Raw genomic sequence first — 16223 nt, forward strand, 5'->3', positions numbered from 1 at the left:
AGTGGGTCACCTGCGCCCCGTTCCCTTCACCAACGCCTCCATTTGCACCCCATCGGCCCGCGCAAGGTCTTCAAGGATAGTAAAGTGATTACACCCGGCGAGCGGCACGAACTCCACCTGCTCACCCGCTTGCCGACACGCCGCCACGTACTCCTCTGAATGCCGAACCAGTTCCGGCAACTCGGCCGTGCCGACGCTGACAGTCATCGACACACCTTTGCCGATATGCCGCATCGGGCTATACGCATCGATCTCCGCCGGCGTTAGCTGCAGCTTCTCGTTGAGCCATGACATCGCAATCGGCTCCAGGTCCACCAGTGCGCTGATCGGCATGGCGTGCACGACAGACTCATGCGTGCGATAAAGCGCACTCAACTGGCCGCCTGCAGAATGCCCTGCAAGGCACACGGGACCACGCGTGCCCAGCCCATCACGATCAGCCGCCAGCGCCGCCAGCAGCGCATCCATTTCGCCGACGATCTGCGTCATCGACGCGTCCGGCGCCAACGTATATTCCGCGAGCACAGCATTGAAGCCACGCCCAAGCGGCCCACTGGCGACGAACGCAAAATCTTCCTTGCTGCGCGCCTGCCAGTAGCCGCCGTGTATGAACACGAAAATCGGCGCGTCAGGCTTCCCGCACGGAAACCAGTCGAAACGTTGCCGGGGCCGTGGACCGTACGCCACGTCACGTCGGCACGGCACAGTGGCATACAGCGCCGCACTGCGCTCCTGAAAGCCGAGCATGCGCTCAGCGACGTCGGCCACCGCCGCCACGTTGTCGTAGGCCGCACGCAGTGCCGCCGGATCCATGCCGCGATAAAGTTGAGTCATGACGTTCCCGGGTCATTCAACGAAACATTCAACGAAACCAAGGCGTCCCAAGACGCCCTATGCCGCCACTTTCAAATCCTCAATCGCCCGCTGCCTGACGCCCAGATCGTCCCAAAGCTCCGGATGGCACGTGAACACCAGAATCTGATGCCGCGTAGCCGCATCGATCAGCGCGCGCTTGATCGCATCGCGCCGCGTCGCGTCGGTATGCACGGCTGCGTCGTCGAGCATTAGCAAGGTGGGCCTACCCGACGCCTTCAATAGATCCGCATACGCGAGCCGCGTCAGAATGCCGAGTTGCTCCCGTGTCCCGAAGCTCAACGCATCGAGCGTATCCGCGCGGCCATAACGATCTAGCGTCGCCGGACTCAGATCGTCGCCGAGCGCAATTGTCGACTGCGGGAAAATCCGCTTCAAGTAGTGCCCGAGACGCTCGGTCAACGGCGCGCGCAGTTGCGCCACCGCCGCATCGCGTTCGTCGACAAGCACTTCGTCGAGCAGACTCAAAGCGCTTGCCCGCAAGCTGAGTTCTTCCTTACGCCGCGTGGCCTGCTCGACTGAGGCGTTCACTGTTGCGAGACGCTCGCCGAGCCCGGACGCGCCGACTGTCTCAAGTTGACTGCGCAACTCAGCGATCCGCAATTGCCGCGTGTGCTGCTCGTTGCGCGCAAGTTCCGCCGACGCCCGATAGCGCTTCGCTTCAGCGGCCGGGTCGTCGAGACGCGCAGCTTCCAACTCACGCTCGCGACCTTCGAGCTGTTTCTTCAACGCCTCGACCTGCACGCGCTGCTCGACGATTTTCGTCTGCCACTGCGCGCGGTTGCGGCGGAACGCTTCGTCAGCCAGTTGCGCTTCCTTGCGCTGGAGCTGCGCTGCAAGCGATTCCGTCGTGGCCGTAGCCGTCGACCGCTTTTCCGCCGCTTGCTCCAATGCTTTTCTGGCGGCTTCCAGCGCATCACGCGCGATGTCGGCGTTGCGGCGAGCCTCGTCGAGCGGTGGCGCGGCGGAGACATCGGGCAACGCCGCAAGCCGTCCGTTAGCCGTTTGCAATCGCGCATCCGCCGAAGCCAACGCTGCCCGCAGTGCGTCGATACCCTGCGGCGCATGCACCTCAAGAATCTTCGCCTGGCTTTTCTGCTGCGCGACCAGCGTCTTCCACTGCTCGAGCCTGGCCTCGGCCTCACCCAACGACGCCACGCCCAGCGCCTGCAACAACTGCGCATGCTGGGCTTCGAGCGACGCCAACTCGGACAAGCGCGCCGACAGATCGGAAACGCCCGGAATCACCCGCAATTCGCCGAGTTCGCCAAGACCGATCAGTTTCTCCTCGTCGATCCGCAGCACGCCCTCGCCGCTTACCTTCGCATCACCGACTGTGATCGTCCCATTCAACCGGTATTCGATCCGCGTCATCGCCGCTTCGGTCCGCGCACGCAGCACTGTCAATTCCGCATCGAGCGATTGGAGCCGCTTCAATTGTGCTCCGTCGATTTCGAGCGCGGCCGCTGCGCGCGTTGCTTCCAGTACGGCCTCGTTCGCCTCGCCGGCAGCCGCGATCGATGCTTCGAGCCGTTCGCTTTCTGTGCGGTGCAACGCAATCTGACTGCGCAAATCGCCCGCGGTCACCGCGGCGTTCGCCAGTTCGTACGCACGGTTGGCATCGGCAGACGCCTGCTCAAATTTCGCCACGCTCGCCTGAGCCTGCGCATGCTCGTTCTGAACCGTCGAGACATTGGCTCGTGCGGCGTCGAGTTGCTGCCGCTCGCGTGCAACGGCGGTTTCGAGTTCAGTCGCCGCCTGTTCCTGTTGCAACGAAAGCGCTAACTCCGCGTCCTTCAATTGCAGCGATTGCGCCAAGCCCTGAAGACTCCGTTCGAGTTCGGCCGCGGCATCAGCGCGCTGTTGCGCCTGCACGGCCTTCTGCTCATGAAGCTCCCATGGGCGCTTGCGTTGCGCGTCGTCGAAGGCTTCCTGCTGCGTGGCAAGCCGCACGATGTTCTCGTCGAACTGCTGACGCTGCTGCTCCAGCTCGTCGCGCTCTTCGATCAGCGCTGCCAACGCCTGTTCGGCCTCAGCCAATGGCCCGGTGGACTTCTGCGTACGCGCCGTGAGCAGATGCCGGAGCTCGCGCTGCACCGCCGCAATCAGCGCATCCTCACCCGCCGATTCATGGCCGCCCGAGAGTTGCGACAACGCATCGCGCAGATACTGCGCAGCATGTCCCGTGGAATCGCGAACCTCCTGCGTGCCGCCTTGTTGCACCCACAACAATCCGGGAACGCCGGCGTTCTCCGCCTTTAGCGGCCCACGCGCTGCACGCGAAAAACCGAGGAGCACGGCGAGCTTGTCTTCCGCTTCGTCCTCGCCGAACACCGTCTGACCGATCTTCAATTCGCAGCGCTGCCGGGTGACGAACTGCTTCGACAACCTGCACGCCGTGCCGTCCATATCGAACGTCACTTCAACCGAGGGCTGCCCGCTCGCCTTGCCCCACGGCAGGAGGTCTTTCAGATGCGAAGCCTTATAGCGTTCGAGGAACACGGCCCGCACGGCTTCGGCGATCGTGCTCTTGCCGGCCTCGTTCGGGCCGGTGAACAGATTGAGTCCGGGCTGCAGATCGTCGATAACGAGCCGTCCGGTGAACTGCTTGAACTCCTGAATCGCGATGCTTTCCAGCTTCATGCGGACCTCGCTTCGCGCGGCAGTTCACGTTGAAAACGCGCCAGAAGCAATAACGCCTCGGCCGCGCGTTTGACCTGTTGCGGGTCGGACTGCGGGTCTTCCTGCAAGCCTCGCAGACGCGCCACCACCTTCGCGAGGTAGCCGCTCTGCGCGCCGAGTTCGGCGAGGTCGTCGGCGGTGGGCAGCACCTGCAGACCACTCAGATCGACACGTAGCGCACGCACGCGCGCACGGGTTTCTTCCATCGCGACGTGAATCGCTTCGGCTTCGGCCAGTGCGGTCGAGCCGCTTACGGTCACGCGCAGCACGTCGTGACTGCCTAACGCGCTGAGGCGCAGCTTGAGCGAATCGACGTCGGTCGGCACGGAGATCGTCTCTTCCCAACGATGCCATTGATATTTACCGACCCGCACCGCTTCAACGACCGGCACGGCGCCTGGCTCAGTCAGCGTGACGTCGAGCATGAAGCCCGGATCATTGGCGCGGAAACGGTCCTGCTCGTGGGTACCGGCATACCAGGTGCGTTCGTCGACGCGCAAATGACCGTGCCAGTCGCCAAGCGCGAGATAGTCCAGACGCGCACTCGCGGCACGCGTCGGCGCAATCGGGTTCGAAGAATCAATGCCCTCCTGCAGAATCCCGCTCACGCTGCCATGCGCGAGACCGATGCGGTGATAGCCGGGCGGCGTCTCCGTCGTGTCGAAGAAGCCAGTCGTGTCGTCGTAAGTGATGCGTTGCGTGAGCGGCGCGCAGAGCAACGCGCACTGGCAGGCATCGAGCGTCACCACGCCGGGTTCGAGCACGAGCTGTACGTTCGGCACCACGCAGTTCAGGCGTTGCGCACGGGTCCAGACGCTCTCGACCAGCGCCGCATCGTGATTGCCCGGCAACATGATCCACGGCCCCGAGAACGCCTGCAGCGCGCCGAATAAGCGGCGGATCACCGTGTCCGAGACGGTCTGCAGGTCGAATACGTCGCCGGCGACCAGCACGGCGTCGACCTTGCGCGCCGCCGCTTCCTCAGCGATCCGGCGCACGATCTCGAAGCGCGCTTCCGCGAGATGCGCGGCTTCGTCCGGCTCGAACTGGCCGAATTGCGTGCCTATCTGCCAGTCCGCGGTGTGCAGAAACCTGATCACTGTGCCTCCATTCCGTTCAATTGCGTCGTCGCTCGATGTTCATTCGGCGCTCATGTTACCGCGCCTGCGGTCAAAAACTGTCCCAAGCCGGCTCCACACGGCCGGAACAGCGGCGCTACACTCCCGTTTCTGGACCAGCGTCCCGATCGCACCGCACCATTCCAATCGAATAAAACCTCGTTGCTCTGCTGCCGATGAACAAAGAAACCGAATTGAAGAAGGCCAAGCGCACCCCGCTACTGCTGCTGGCGGCCGCAGCCTGCGTTTTCCTTGTGACAGCCTTCATGCCACGCGGCCTCTGGGTGGACGGCATCAAGGCGATAGCCGAGGCCGCCATGGTCGGCGCGCTCGCCGACTGGTTCGCTGTGGTCGCACTGTTTCGCCGCGTGCCGATCCCGATCGTCTCTGCGCACACGGCGATCATTCCGAAGAACAAGCACAAGATCGCCGACAACCTCGCGGTGTTCGTGCAGGACAAATTTCTGGACGTGCCGTCGCTGGTCGGACTGATCCAGAAACACGACCCGGCGCAAAGCATCACCGGCTGGCTGACGAAACCGGCCAATACCGCGCGGCTGGGCGACTACGTGGTCAAACTGACGGGCGGCATTCTCGAACTGACCGACGACGTGCGCATCCAGGTCTTCATCAAGGACGCCTTACGCGACGTGCTGGCCAAAGTCGATCTGTCGCAATCCATGGGCTCGATTCTCGACACGCTCACCAAGGACGGCCGTCATCAGGAACTGCTCGACGCCGGCATCGAACAGGTCGTGACGCTGCTGCGCGAACCGCAGGCGCGCGAGTTTATCGCTGAGCGCATCGTCGAATGGGTGAAGAGCGAATATCCGAAGATGGAGATGATCCTGCCCTCGGCGTGGCTTGGGGAAAAAGGCGCCGAGGCGATCGCCAATGCGGTGAACCGGATGCTCGAGCAGATCAGTGAGAACCCTGCTCATCAGTTGCGCCAGAAATTCGACGACGCCGCCCAGAAACTGATCGTCAAACTCAAGACCGATCCGGCATTCCTGCAGAAAGGCGAGGAATTGAAGCGTTATCTGGTGGAAGGCGAAGCGCTCAGCACGTATGTGAAGGACATGTGGGGCGAATTGCGCGCATGGCTCAAACGCGATCTGCAAAGCAGCGATTCGGCCCTGCACGCCCGGGTGATGGCGATGGGCCAGTGGGTAGGCCGCGAACTGGCGCATGACCCCGCGCTGCGCCAGTCGCTGAACGACCATCTGGAAGAAGCGGCGCGCGCCATGGCGCCGGATTTTGCCCAGTTCCTCACGCGCCACATCAGCGATACAGTGAAAAACTGGGACGCACGCGACATGTCACGGCAAATCGAGTTGAACATCGGTAAGGATTTGCAGTACATCCGCATCAACGGGACGATTGTGGGCGGCTTTATCGGCTTGCTACTGTATGCAAGCTCACAGCTGTTCGAGCTGTTGCGTTTGCACATGGGCTAGGGATACGGCCGCCGCACTACAAAGCGCCTACAATCCGGGCATATGAATTGCTCGGGCGCTTTAACCGATCGCCGCCGTTCCAGCCGCGCGAACCCTCAGTAAAAACGTCAGCGCCACAACATCGAGAAGTGTGTCCATGAAAATATCGTTACCGCCAACCGGGCGGCCGAACCGCGTATACCCTCCGGGCACACCCAGTCTGCATGGGTTGGCCTCGGTCATTACCGGCGTCGTGGTGGTCTGCGCGCTGTACTTCGCCCGCGAGGTGCTGATTCCGATCACGCTCTCCGTGCTGCTCAGCTTTCTGCTCGCACCGCTGGTGCAGGCGCTGCGGCGCTTGCACATGGGCCAGTTGCCGTCGATCTTTATCGCGGTGCTGTTCGCCCTCGCCACCCTGCTGGCAGTCGGCGGGCTGATCGGAGCACAACTGGTGCAACTGGCGGGCGATCTGCCGCAGTATCAGGCGGCGATCGAGCAAAAGATCGAGACAGTGCAGGAGAAAACCGTCGGCCGGGCCGATTCGCTGATGAGCCGTGCCGCCGCCACGCTGCAACGCGTCGCGCCGACCAAGCCGAGCCCGCCGCGCCTTACCGGACGTGCAGCGCGCAACGCACCCGCTGTGCCGACGCCCGTCGAAGTGCACGAGCCGTCGCCCACGCCGATGCAACTCGCTCAACGCGCGCTGTCACCCGCCATTGCGCCGATCGAGACCACCTTTATCGTGCTGGTCGTCACGATCTTCATCCTGCTGCAGCGCGAAGACCTGCGCGACCGTTTGATCAGTCTTTTCGGTTCGCGCGATCTGCACCGCACTACCACTGCGATTAACGACGCCGCCGGGAGGTTGAGCCGCTATTTTGTCGCGCAACTGGGCGTGAATCTCAGCGCGGGCGGGATCATTGCCATCGGGCTCGCGATCATCGGCGTGCCGGGTGCGCTGCTGTTCGGCGTGATTGCCGCGTTGCTGCGCTTCGTGCCGTACATCGGCATCTGGATCGCCGCGATTCTGGCGGTGTTTCTCGCTGCCGCCATCCAGCCGCAATGGACCATGGCGGTCTATACGCTGATTCTGTTTATCGTCGTCGATGTAGTAGCCGGGCAGATCGCCGAGCCGCTGCTGTACGGTCATCGCTCGGGGCTATCGCCGCTGGCCGTGGTCGTGGCGGCGATTTTCTGGAGCTGGTTGTGGGGGCCGATCGGCCTCGTGCTGTCCACGCCGCTCACGTTGTGCGTCGTCACACTGGGACGCTACGCGGATCGTCTGAACTTTCTCACGGTGCTGCTGGGCGACCAGCCTGCTCTCACGCCTGCGCAGAACTTCTATCAGCGGCTTCTGGCGGACGATCCGCATGAAGCCATCGTGCAGGCCGAGCGCCTGCTGCGCGAGATGTCGCTGATCGATTACTACGACAACGTTGCGCTGGAGGGCCTCAAGCTCGCGCGCAACGATGCGATGCGCGGGGTGTTGATGCCTGAGCAACTGGCGCGAATCAATGACGCACTGGTCGATATCGTGGAAAACCTGGAAATTTCCGACGGCCTGCCGGACCGCCTGTCGCGCACGGAACCGGCTGACTCCGCTGGGGCAATCTCGGCATCGGCGACGGCTGACCTTTCGGATCGGCACGACAGCCACATTTCGGCCCATCCGGCGCTGCGCCATGAAACCGACAAGACGTCGGTGCTGTGCGTGCCTGGACGCGGCGCATTCGATGAGGTCACCGCCGCGATCGCCGTGCAATTGCTCGGACGCCAGGGTCTCGCCCCGATGATGGCCACGCACTCGGGCTATCGCAGCGCGCATGCCGACGAACCGAGCTTCAAGGACGCGCCGATCATCTGCATCATCTCGCTCGACGCGCCGGAATCGCCGCCGTATTTGCGCAACATGCTGCGGCGCACGCGGGAATGGCGGCCAAGGGCGACCTTGGTTGTGGGCGTGGGCGGCGCACCGGAAAGCGGGCCGGAGACGGGGGCGACCGGCGCTTCACACGCGGCGCCGACGTTCCGCGCGATGATCGAGGAATGCACGGTGGGAGCGAGCGTCCAGCACTCGCGCCAGGCTTCGCATCTGGCCGGGGCCGATTAGGCAATTCCGCGCGGTCTGCATTGCATTGCAAGAATCAGAAGGGCCGCAGGGGGCGTGAGCGCCCTGCGGCCTTTTCTATCGCCGGAACGCCCAGTCCTTGTACCCAAAATGAGGACAGCCACGCGCTACCCCTCCTTCATACTTCACCAATCGATTCGCACCGCCTCCAGAGAGCACTCAAGCCGCGGCGGGCAATCCATCGGCAACGAAGATCCAGGAGACACGCATGAGCCGCAGTTTCAAACCCTATCCGTTCACGCCGCGTTCCTATGCGGGCTTGGTGCCGCCGCTTGTCGACGGGTGCGACCCTCAGCGGCGCGCCGTAGCGATTGTCGGGGGCGGTCCGGTCGGCATGACGCTGGCGCTTGCGCTGGCTCGCCAGGGCGTACGCTCGGTGCTGATCGAAGCCGATGACGGTGTCTGCACCGGCAGTCGCGCGATCTGCATTTCACGCCGCAGCCTGGAGATTTTCAAACGCCTCGGCGCCGTGCACGGTTTCCTGAAAAAAGGCTTGCCGTGGACGGGCGGCCGCAGCTTCTACCGCGATGCCGAAGTGTTCCGCTTCGCCATGCATCAGGACGACGAGCAATCGCTGCCGCCGATGATCAACATCGCGCAATACCAGATCGAACAGTTGCTGCTCGACAAAGTGGAACAGCATGCCGATCTGATCGATATCCGCTGGCAAACCCGCGTGACCGGTATTGAACAACATACCGGCAACGGCGCAACTGGTGCAACGCTTGACCTCAGCACCGGCGACACCGCCTGGAAAATGCGCGCGGATTGGGTCGTCGCCTGCGACGGCGGCCGCAGCACAATTCGCGAGGCGCTCGGCCTCAAGCTCACCGGCACCACGTACGAGGGGCGCTACGTGATTGTCGATATCGAACTGGAAAGCGAGCGCGCCACCGAACGTCTCGCCTATTTCGATCCGCCCTCCAATCCCGGCTCCACCGTGCTGGTGCACAAGCAGCCCGACAACGTCTGGCGCATCGACTACCAGCTTCGCGACGATGAAGATCCCGAGGCCGCGATCAAACCTGAAAACGTGATGCCGCGCGTGCAGAGCGTGCTGGACTCGATGGGCGAAACGGGCGAATGGTCGCCGATCTGGATTACGGTCTACAAGGCCAATGCGTTGACGCTCGAACGCTACCGTCACGGCTCGGTGCTGTTCGCGGGCGATGCCGCGCATCTCGTGCCGATTTTCGGCGTGCGTGGCGCGAACTCCGGCATCGACGACGCCGACAATCTCGGCTGGAAACTCGGTTGCGTCGTCAACGGCATTGCGTCGGACCGCCTGCTCGACAGCTACAGCGACGAGCGCGTGTTTGCGGCGCGTGAAAACCTGAGCTACGGTATGAAAAGCACCGAATTCATGGCGCCGCCCTCGTTCGCGTTCGACCTCATGCGCCAGGCCGTTCTGGGACTTGCCGCGCATCATCCGGCGGTGCGGCCACTGATCAATCCGCGGCAAACGCATGCGATTGCATATGCCCAATCGCCGCTCAATTGGGTCGCAGCGGCTGCATCCGGCGCGTTCGCCAAGGGTCCGGCGCCAGGCACTGTACTACCGGAGTGCCGACTTCAACGCACGTGCGACGGCGTACAGGTCGATATCCATCTCACCGATCTGCTTGGGCCATGCTTCACCACACTATGCTTCGGCGCGGACACGGCGCAAGACGAAGCGTGGCAGCAATTGCCCCATGCGCTCGCCGAACACGGCATCCCGTTCAAGGCGATCACGCTGGTCAAAGGCGATGCACCGCGCGCCAACGTCCCGCACGTAGTCGATCCGGCGGGACGCTTGCATGAGATGCTCGATGCCACACCGGGCACCGTCTATCTGATCAGGCCGGACGGTCATGTGCTCGCCCGCTGGCGCAACGGCAACGCGACGGATGTGCAAAGCGCCGTGACGGCCGGTCTGACGAATTGACGCAAGAGGAACCCACACCATGACCGATAGCGAACTCGACCTCGTCTACACGAAGCTCTGCAAGACACTGACCGCTGAAGGCGAAGCGCAAGCGCCCTTATATCTGGCCCGTCTTGCGCTACTGTGCATGACGGAACTCGGCGATACGCAGCGAGCACTGTCGTTGATCGAAGCGGCGAAGCTGCCGGCTTCTTCGGCCGTGACTGCGTGATGCTGAAAGCCCTTTAAATAACGCGCGAAACATAAGACGGAAAAAACCGCCCCGTTGATCACATGGGGCGGCTTCTTTTCGGAGGTCGTCGCAACCTTCACTGCCGCGGATACAACCCCAACGTACTCGCATGCAGGCGCGCGAGGCCGAGCAACGCGTCGGTGTAAGGTGTCGGCACGTCGGTAAGCTGCCCTAGTTCACGCACCGCAGCCACCAGCGCGTCGAGTTCGACCGCCTTGCCGGCTTGCACATCCTGCAGCATCGAGGTTTTCATCGCGCCGAGTTTGAGCGTGACCTCGTGACGATCCGCCGGCGCCTGTTCGATCGGAATACCGAAACGCGCGCCAATTTCCTTCGCTTCCAGCATGATGCTCGTGACGAAATTGCGCACCAGTTCATCGCTGAGAATCCGGTCGGTGGTCGCGCCGGTGATGGCGCTGATCGGATTCATCGTCATGTTGCCCCACAGCTTGTACCAGACGTCGCGCTGAATCTGCTCCGACATCGACGCGTTGAAGCCCGCTGCGGCCAGCGCGGCGGTGAGCGTTTTGACGCGCTCACTCGCTTGCCCCGACGCTTCGCCGACGATCAGCCCATTGCCCTGGTGATGCCTGATGACGCCCGGCGCCTCGATCAGACAACTGGCATGCACCACGCAGCCCACGGTCTGCGCGGTCGGAATCGCGGCGGCGATCGCACCGTCAGGATCGATCGACTTCAGCCGCTTGCCGGCAAAATCACGGCCGAGCCCGTCGCAGAACCACCATGGCACGCCGTTCATGGCTGTCAGCACAATCGTCTGCGGGCCGAGCAGCGGCGCAATATGCGCGGCCACCGACGCCATCGCCGGCCCCTTGACCGCCACGACGACGAGGTCCTGCACGCCGAGGTCCGCCGGCTGTTCACTCGCCGTCACCTTCACCGTGTGCGTCACGCCGCCTTCGATCAGACGCAAGCCGTGCTGCTGCAACGCGCCGAGTGTCGCGCCGCGCGCCACCACGCTCACGTCGTGGCCGGCCTGCGCGAGCTTCACCCCCATCCAGCCGCCGATCGCGCCGGCACCGTAGATACCTACTTTCATTGCTTCAATCCTTGCGTTAATCCCTAGGTCAATCTTTCGGCTCAATGTCCGCGTTAATCCTTGTAGCCCGTGTCGATGCGATCCACGCGCCGCACCAGCGCATCGAATACATCCTGCCCCGCACCGTGACGCGGATCGAATTGCAAGGAGTCGCGCGAGCAACGGATCGCCACGTCCTCCGGCACCGGCCGCGCGCGGCCCATCGAAAACGTGGCCATCTGGATTTCGCACGCGCGGTTGAGCGTCCACAGAATAGCGAAAGTCTGCGGCAAGGTGTGGCCCCATGCCAGCAGGCCATGATTGCGGAGGATCACCGCTTGCCTGTGGCCGATATGTTCGAGCAGACGCGGCCCTTCCTCGGCATGCACCGTGATGCCTTCGAAGTCGTGATACGCGATGCGGTCATGTAACTGCGCGCTATAGAAGTTGGTTTGCTCCAGGCCGTTTTCGAGGCAGGCCACCGCGACGCCGGCCGTGGTGTGCGTGTGCATCACGCAGTGCGCATCGGCCAGGCCTTCGTGAATCGCTGCATGCACGACGAAACCCGCAGGGTTCACCGGATACGGCGAGTTGTCGAGCACGCGGCCTTGCGCGTCGATCTTCACGAGATTGCTCGCCGTCACTTCGCTGTAGTGCAGGCCGAACGGATTGATCAGGAAGTGGCGCTCGCCGCCGCTCACGCTCGACGGCACGCGCAACGTGATGTGGTTGTAGATCATCTCGGTCCAGCCGAGCATGTCGAAGATGCGATAGCACGCGGCCAGTTGCACGCGCGCCTGCCATTCGTCTGGGTGCATCGCGGCGGCCTTCGCAGGGCTCGCCGCCGGCATTTCAAGAGTCGTCATCAGGGTCTCCTTATTTATCGTTCGTTATCGTCAAGCCATTGCGAATAGCAGCCGTTATGCGCCCGCCACTACCGCCGCGATTGACGACGCCACATAGCCGGCGTTGCGCGCATTCAATCCGGCGACGCACATGCGTCCCGAACGCAGCACATACACAGCGTGTTCGCTGCGCAAACGCTCGACCTGGGCTTCGCTCAAACCCGTGTACGTGAACATGCCGCGCTGCGCGACGTAACGCGCGCGCATCACTTCATCGACACGGCCTGCGAGGCCTTCGTGAATCGTGCCGCGCATGGCGAGAATCCGTTCGCGCATGGTGGCGAGTTCCGCTTCCCACGAGGCACGCAAGGATGCGTCGGACAGCACGTTGGCGACGAGACGCGCGCCATGCGTCGGCGGATTGCTGTAGTTGGCGCGCACCGTCGACATCAATTGACCGAGCACGCGCGCCGCCTCTTCCTTGCTCTTGCACACCACGCTCAACGCACCGCAGCGCTCGCCGTACAGCGAGAAGTTCTTCGAAAACGAATTCGCGGCGATCAAGGGCACGCCCGCATCGGCGAGCAGGCGCACGCAGGCGGCGTCCTCTTCAAGACCTGCGCCGAAACCCTGATACGCCATGTCGACAAACGCAATCAGTTTGCGGCGCTGCAATACCGGCACCAATTCTGCCCATTGCGCCGGACTCAGATCGACGCCGGTCGGGTTGTGGCAGCACGCGTGCAGCAGCACGACGCTCTGTTCCGGCAAGCGGCTGATCGTGTCGAGCATGTCAGCGAAACGCAAGCCGCCGGTGTGTTCGTCGTAATACGGATACGTGTTGACCGTGAGGCCCGCGCCTTCGAATACCACACGATGGTTTTCCCAACTCGGATCGCTAATCCAGATCTGCGAGGCCGGGAAATAACGTTTCAGAAAATCCGCGCCGACTTTCAGCGCACCTGAACCGCCGATGGTCTGCAAGGTCGCGATCCGACCCGCCGCACGCGCTTCGTTGTCCGCGCCGAACACCAGCGCCTGTGCTGCGTCGCGGTAAAGCGGCAGGCCCGCCATTGGCAGGTAGGAGCGCGGGCCGATCGAATCGAGCAGCGCGGTTTCGGCGCGCCGCACGGCGTCCATCACCGGCAGCTTGCCGGCGTCGTCGAAATAGATGCCGATGCTCAGGTTGACCTTGTTGGGTCGCGGATCGAGTTGAAAATCCTCGTTCAGGCTCAGGATCGGGTCGCCCGGATAGGCGGGAATGTGGTCGAACATGGCAATTCCTTGAGTGGAGCCCTGCATGCGGCTTGATTGCGGCCTGCGTATACCCTGAGTGTGGACTGTTGCAGGCTGGTCGTAGCAGCTTGGGCGAGTCGGAAGTCTAAGCGGGTTTCCAGCTTCGCGTCGATCGGGACAAGTGTCGACCAATGCCCCGCTATCTACAATCAATCGATTTTTCACGATTCGTAAGTTTTTCTTTAGAATCGCCTGATGCCACTCACACGCGTCACCATCCGTCAGTTCGAAGCGTTTCTCGCCATCGTCGATTTGCACAGCATCGGCGCGGCGGCGGAACGGCTCGGGCTAACCTCGTCCGCGGTCAGCCAGTTGCTGGCCGAACTGGAAACAGAACTGGGCTTTCGCCTCTTCGACCGTACGACGCGACGCGTCAATCTGTCGAGCGCGGGGCAGGATTTTCTGTCGTCGGCCGAATCGGTGTTGCGCTATGTGCGCGCCGCCGCTCAATCCGCCGACGACATCCGTAATCGCGCGGCCGGGATCGTGCGAGTCGGCGCGCCGCTGGTGCTCGCGGCCACCGCGCTGCCGGCGGCCATCGCCGAATATGCGCGCGACAAACCGAAAGTGGTCGTGCGCATTTGCGACACCGTGGTCGAACAGTTGGTGGAGCGTGTGGAAAGCGGCGACGTGGATCTCGCGATCGGCCCGGATCGTCAGAGCGGCACGCGGGTGCGTTGCGATCCGGCCTTCGCGAGCCCGTGGGTCATGTGGTGCGCGCCGACGCATCCGTTGAGCACGCGGCGCCGGGTGCAGTGGCAGCACCTGCGCGGTGTGCCCATTGTTGCCACCGGCCGCGACCACGAGCGTGCGGTCGAACAGATGCTGGCTAATCTGCCGGCGGAGGCGCGCATCATTCCGGTGGATGTGGTGGACAACGTTACGACAGCGTTCGGGCTGGCGTCACAGGGGCTTGCCGTGACACTCGCGCCCGCCTATGTCGCGCCGCTTGCGCGAACCTTTGGCCTCGTGATGAAGCGGATCGTGGATCCTGAAACGATCCGTGAAGTGTGTGTGTATCGTTCGACCGAACGTGCACTGTCACCGCCCGCAGATGGTTTCGCGGAATTCATCATGCCTTGGTTGAAGCGCTGGGATCGCGAGACGCAGGTGGATGCGCGGGCAAAACGCGGATGATCTTTGGTGCGAGTTCCACGGCACCTCGGCAGTTCTTCTTCGGCCGTCTCGCGATTAATCTACGGCTGCAATTTAAGCGCGCCGGCTCAAGACCGCTCAGGCTGCAAACATAGCGCGAACAACTGGCGCTGGCTGGAAATCCCCAACCGCGCGTAAGCACGCTTCTGATACGTAATCACGCTGGTAGCCTTGACGCCCATTTGCTCGGCGATCTCGGCCGCGCTTGCGCCTTCGAGCGTGCCGCGCAGCACGTCGATCTCGCGCGGCGTCAGCGCCGGGCAGGCACGTCTGACCCGTGCCAGCATCGCGGCTGCCGTGCCTTGCTGATGCTGCCCATTGAGCGCGTAATGGCTCTTTGCAGCGTGCGCGAACAGATGCGCCAAGCTTTCCACATGTTCCAGTTCGCCTGGCTGAAACATGCCGTACGCGCTGTCACGATACAGATTGATCGACAGCCAGACGCTTTCCATGGGTTGCAAAAGCAACGACAAGCGGTCGGACACGTTGGGCTGCGCGTAGCAGGCCGCGCGGTAGGCTTCGTTTTCGATTTCTTCGCTTTGCTGCTGATGCAGCACTAACGCCTCGCGCGCCTGGTTCGCTTGCGAGCCGCCGACGATGGCGCGGTTTCCGTCGAGCGCATAGAAGTGCGTGGCGTAGCGATCAGCGACATCGCGCAGGAACCGGCCGCCGCGATGGTCGGCGGCGGAGACGGTGCGCGGTCTCGCGTCGAATTCGTACGCGAAAATCGTGCACTGAGAAACGGGAAGCGCGTCGCCAACCGTCTTCAGAATGCTTGCAGCAAGCGCGTCCGGATCGTCATGTGAGATCGACATGACGAGGTCGGTCACACGCGAGGTGTTGATGTGCCCGCTACGGGCCGATGTGGATATGCGCCAGGAACGCATGATGATGGCAAGGTCACGCTACGTGGAGTTTGGTCTGGCAAGCGTAGCACAATGAAGCATTGCATCTGATGCTGCGCTGCCTTCACGGCGAAATCCGCTCACGCCGCCGAGTCCTCCCAAACCCTTCGGCCGGCGATAAAACTACAACGCTCCCAACTTGACAGCAAGGAAATCGACCTTGCCTGCCTCGACCCATTCCCGAATCTGCCAGAGGGCCACGATCCTGCGTGCGGCAGTTCGCGCGGGTCAGGAAGTCTCAGGAGCGAGTCCGGTTATTCGGCACGCAAAAAAACTGGCCGGTTCTCCCCGGCCAGTTCTGCTTGATCAACCCGACTGCTTGACCCTTGCCCCTTGATGCGGCTATGCCGGCACCGTCTCCGCCTGTGCGGCACGCGACCACACGCGATGCTGTTCGGCCACCTTGATGAAGGTCTTCAGCACCTCGGCAGCCTGCTTGTCGTCGCCGGTTGCCACACCATCGGCATTGGCTGGCAAGTGAGCCGCAGTCAACACGTCACGCCCCGCGCCGATGGCCGCAATCGCCTTCAGGTGCTTGAACGCTTCGAGCACGAAATGCCGTGCGTCGCCCGATTGCGCCAGCTTCT

General features: G+C 63.0%; 12 protein-coding genes and 1 pseudogene. 5 read left to right on the forward strand and 8 right to left on the reverse strand.

The features are described 5' to 3' along the window. Positions 1 to 6: 6 nt before the first annotated feature. Genes BM438_RS35320 through BM438_RS35330 form a run of 3 tightly spaced genes read right to left on the reverse strand, consistent with a single transcriptional unit; the run spans position 7 to position 4655 of the window. Positions 7 to 834 (reverse strand): alpha/beta hydrolase, encoded by an 828-nt coding sequence (locus tag BM438_RS35320; RefSeq protein ID WP_093644345.1) that lies wholly within the window; start codon positions 832 to 834, stop codon positions 7 to 9. A gap of 57 nt (positions 835 to 891) precedes the next feature. Then, the gene (locus tag BM438_RS35325) at positions 892 to 3516 is read right to left on the reverse strand and encodes an AAA family ATPase (RefSeq protein ID WP_093644347.1); all 2625 of its coding nucleotides are present in this window, start codon (positions 3514 to 3516) and stop codon (positions 892 to 894) included. Further along, positions 3513 to 4655 (reverse strand): metallophosphoesterase family protein, encoded by a 1143-nt coding sequence (locus BM438_RS35330; protein ID WP_093644349.1) that lies wholly within the window; start codon positions 4653 to 4655, stop codon positions 3513 to 3515. Before BM438_RS35330 ends, BM438_RS35325 begins: the two co-directional genes overlap by 4 nt. Positions 4656 to 4849: 194 nt before the next feature. Here BM438_RS35330 and BM438_RS35335 point away from each other — a divergent pair, with 194 nt between their 5' ends. From BM438_RS35335 to BM438_RS35350, 4 genes are all read left to right on the forward strand, one after another. Continuing rightward, positions 4850 to 6130, forward strand: coding sequence for a DUF445 domain-containing protein (locus tag BM438_RS35335; RefSeq protein ID WP_093644351.1), 1281 nt, complete (start codon positions 4850 to 4852; stop codon positions 6128 to 6130). A gap of 136 nt (positions 6131 to 6266) precedes the next feature. Further along, complete coding sequence (locus BM438_RS35340) at positions 6267 to 8219, forward strand: AI-2E family transporter (RefSeq protein ID WP_093644353.1); 1953 nt, start codon at positions 6267 to 6269, stop codon at positions 8217 to 8219. Positions 8220 to 8445: 226 nt separating this feature from the next. Beyond that, positions 8446 to 10164 (forward strand): FAD-dependent oxidoreductase, encoded by a 1719-nt coding sequence (locus tag BM438_RS35345; protein ID WP_093644355.1) that lies wholly within the window; start codon positions 8446 to 8448, stop codon positions 10162 to 10164. 19 nt (positions 10165 to 10183) lie between these two features. After that, positions 10184 to 10375 carry a hypothetical protein gene (locus tag BM438_RS35350; protein ID WP_093644357.1) on the forward strand — a complete coding sequence of 64 codons (192 nt, stop codon included), beginning with the start codon at positions 10184 to 10186 and terminating at the stop codon, positions 10373 to 10375. 97 nt (positions 10376 to 10472) lie between these two features. Here BM438_RS35350 and BM438_RS35355 read toward each other — a convergent pair whose 3' ends face one another. Genes BM438_RS35355 through BM438_RS35365 form a run of 3 tightly spaced genes read right to left on the reverse strand, consistent with a single transcriptional unit; the run spans position 10473 to position 13555 of the window. Beyond that, positions 10473 to 11456 (reverse strand): 2-dehydropantoate 2-reductase, encoded by a 984-nt coding sequence (locus BM438_RS35355; RefSeq protein WP_093644359.1) that lies wholly within the window; start codon positions 11454 to 11456, stop codon positions 10473 to 10475. Between the two features lie 53 nt (positions 11457 to 11509). Then, positions 11510 to 12301, reverse strand: a complete 792-nt coding sequence (locus BM438_RS35360) for a class II aldolase/adducin family protein (RefSeq protein WP_093644361.1) — start codon at positions 12299 to 12301, stop codon at positions 11510 to 11512. Between the two features lie 54 nt (positions 12302 to 12355). Beyond that, entirely contained in the window at positions 12356 to 13555 is a 1200-nt protein-coding gene (locus BM438_RS35365; RefSeq protein WP_093644363.1) for an amino acid aminotransferase, read from the reverse strand. A gap of 216 nt (positions 13556 to 13771) precedes the next feature. On the opposite strand from BM438_RS35365, the gene BM438_RS35370 reads away from it, so the two are divergent. Next, positions 13772 to 14713 carry a LysR family transcriptional regulator gene (locus BM438_RS35370; RefSeq protein WP_093644366.1) on the forward strand — a complete coding sequence of 314 codons (942 nt, stop codon included), beginning with the start codon at positions 13772 to 13774 and terminating at the stop codon, positions 14711 to 14713. Between the two features lie 86 nt (positions 14714 to 14799). Here the strand turns inward: BM438_RS35370 and BM438_RS35375 are convergent, their stop codons facing one another. Together BM438_RS35375 and katE are read right to left on the reverse strand one after the other, a co-directional pair. Further along, the gene (locus tag BM438_RS35375) at positions 14800 to 15618 is read right to left on the reverse strand and encodes a helix-turn-helix transcriptional regulator (RefSeq protein WP_093644368.1); all 819 of its coding nucleotides are present in this window, start codon (positions 15616 to 15618) and stop codon (positions 14800 to 14802) included. 360 nt (positions 15619 to 15978) lie between these two features. After that, positions 15979 to 16223, reverse strand: a pseudogene (katE, locus tag BM438_RS35380) (catalase HPII); the annotation flags it as partial.

The sequence above is a fragment of the Paraburkholderia aspalathi genome (genome assembly GCF_900116445.1).
Lineage (GTDB): Bacteria > Pseudomonadota > Gammaproteobacteria > Burkholderiales > Burkholderiaceae > Paraburkholderia > Paraburkholderia aspalathi.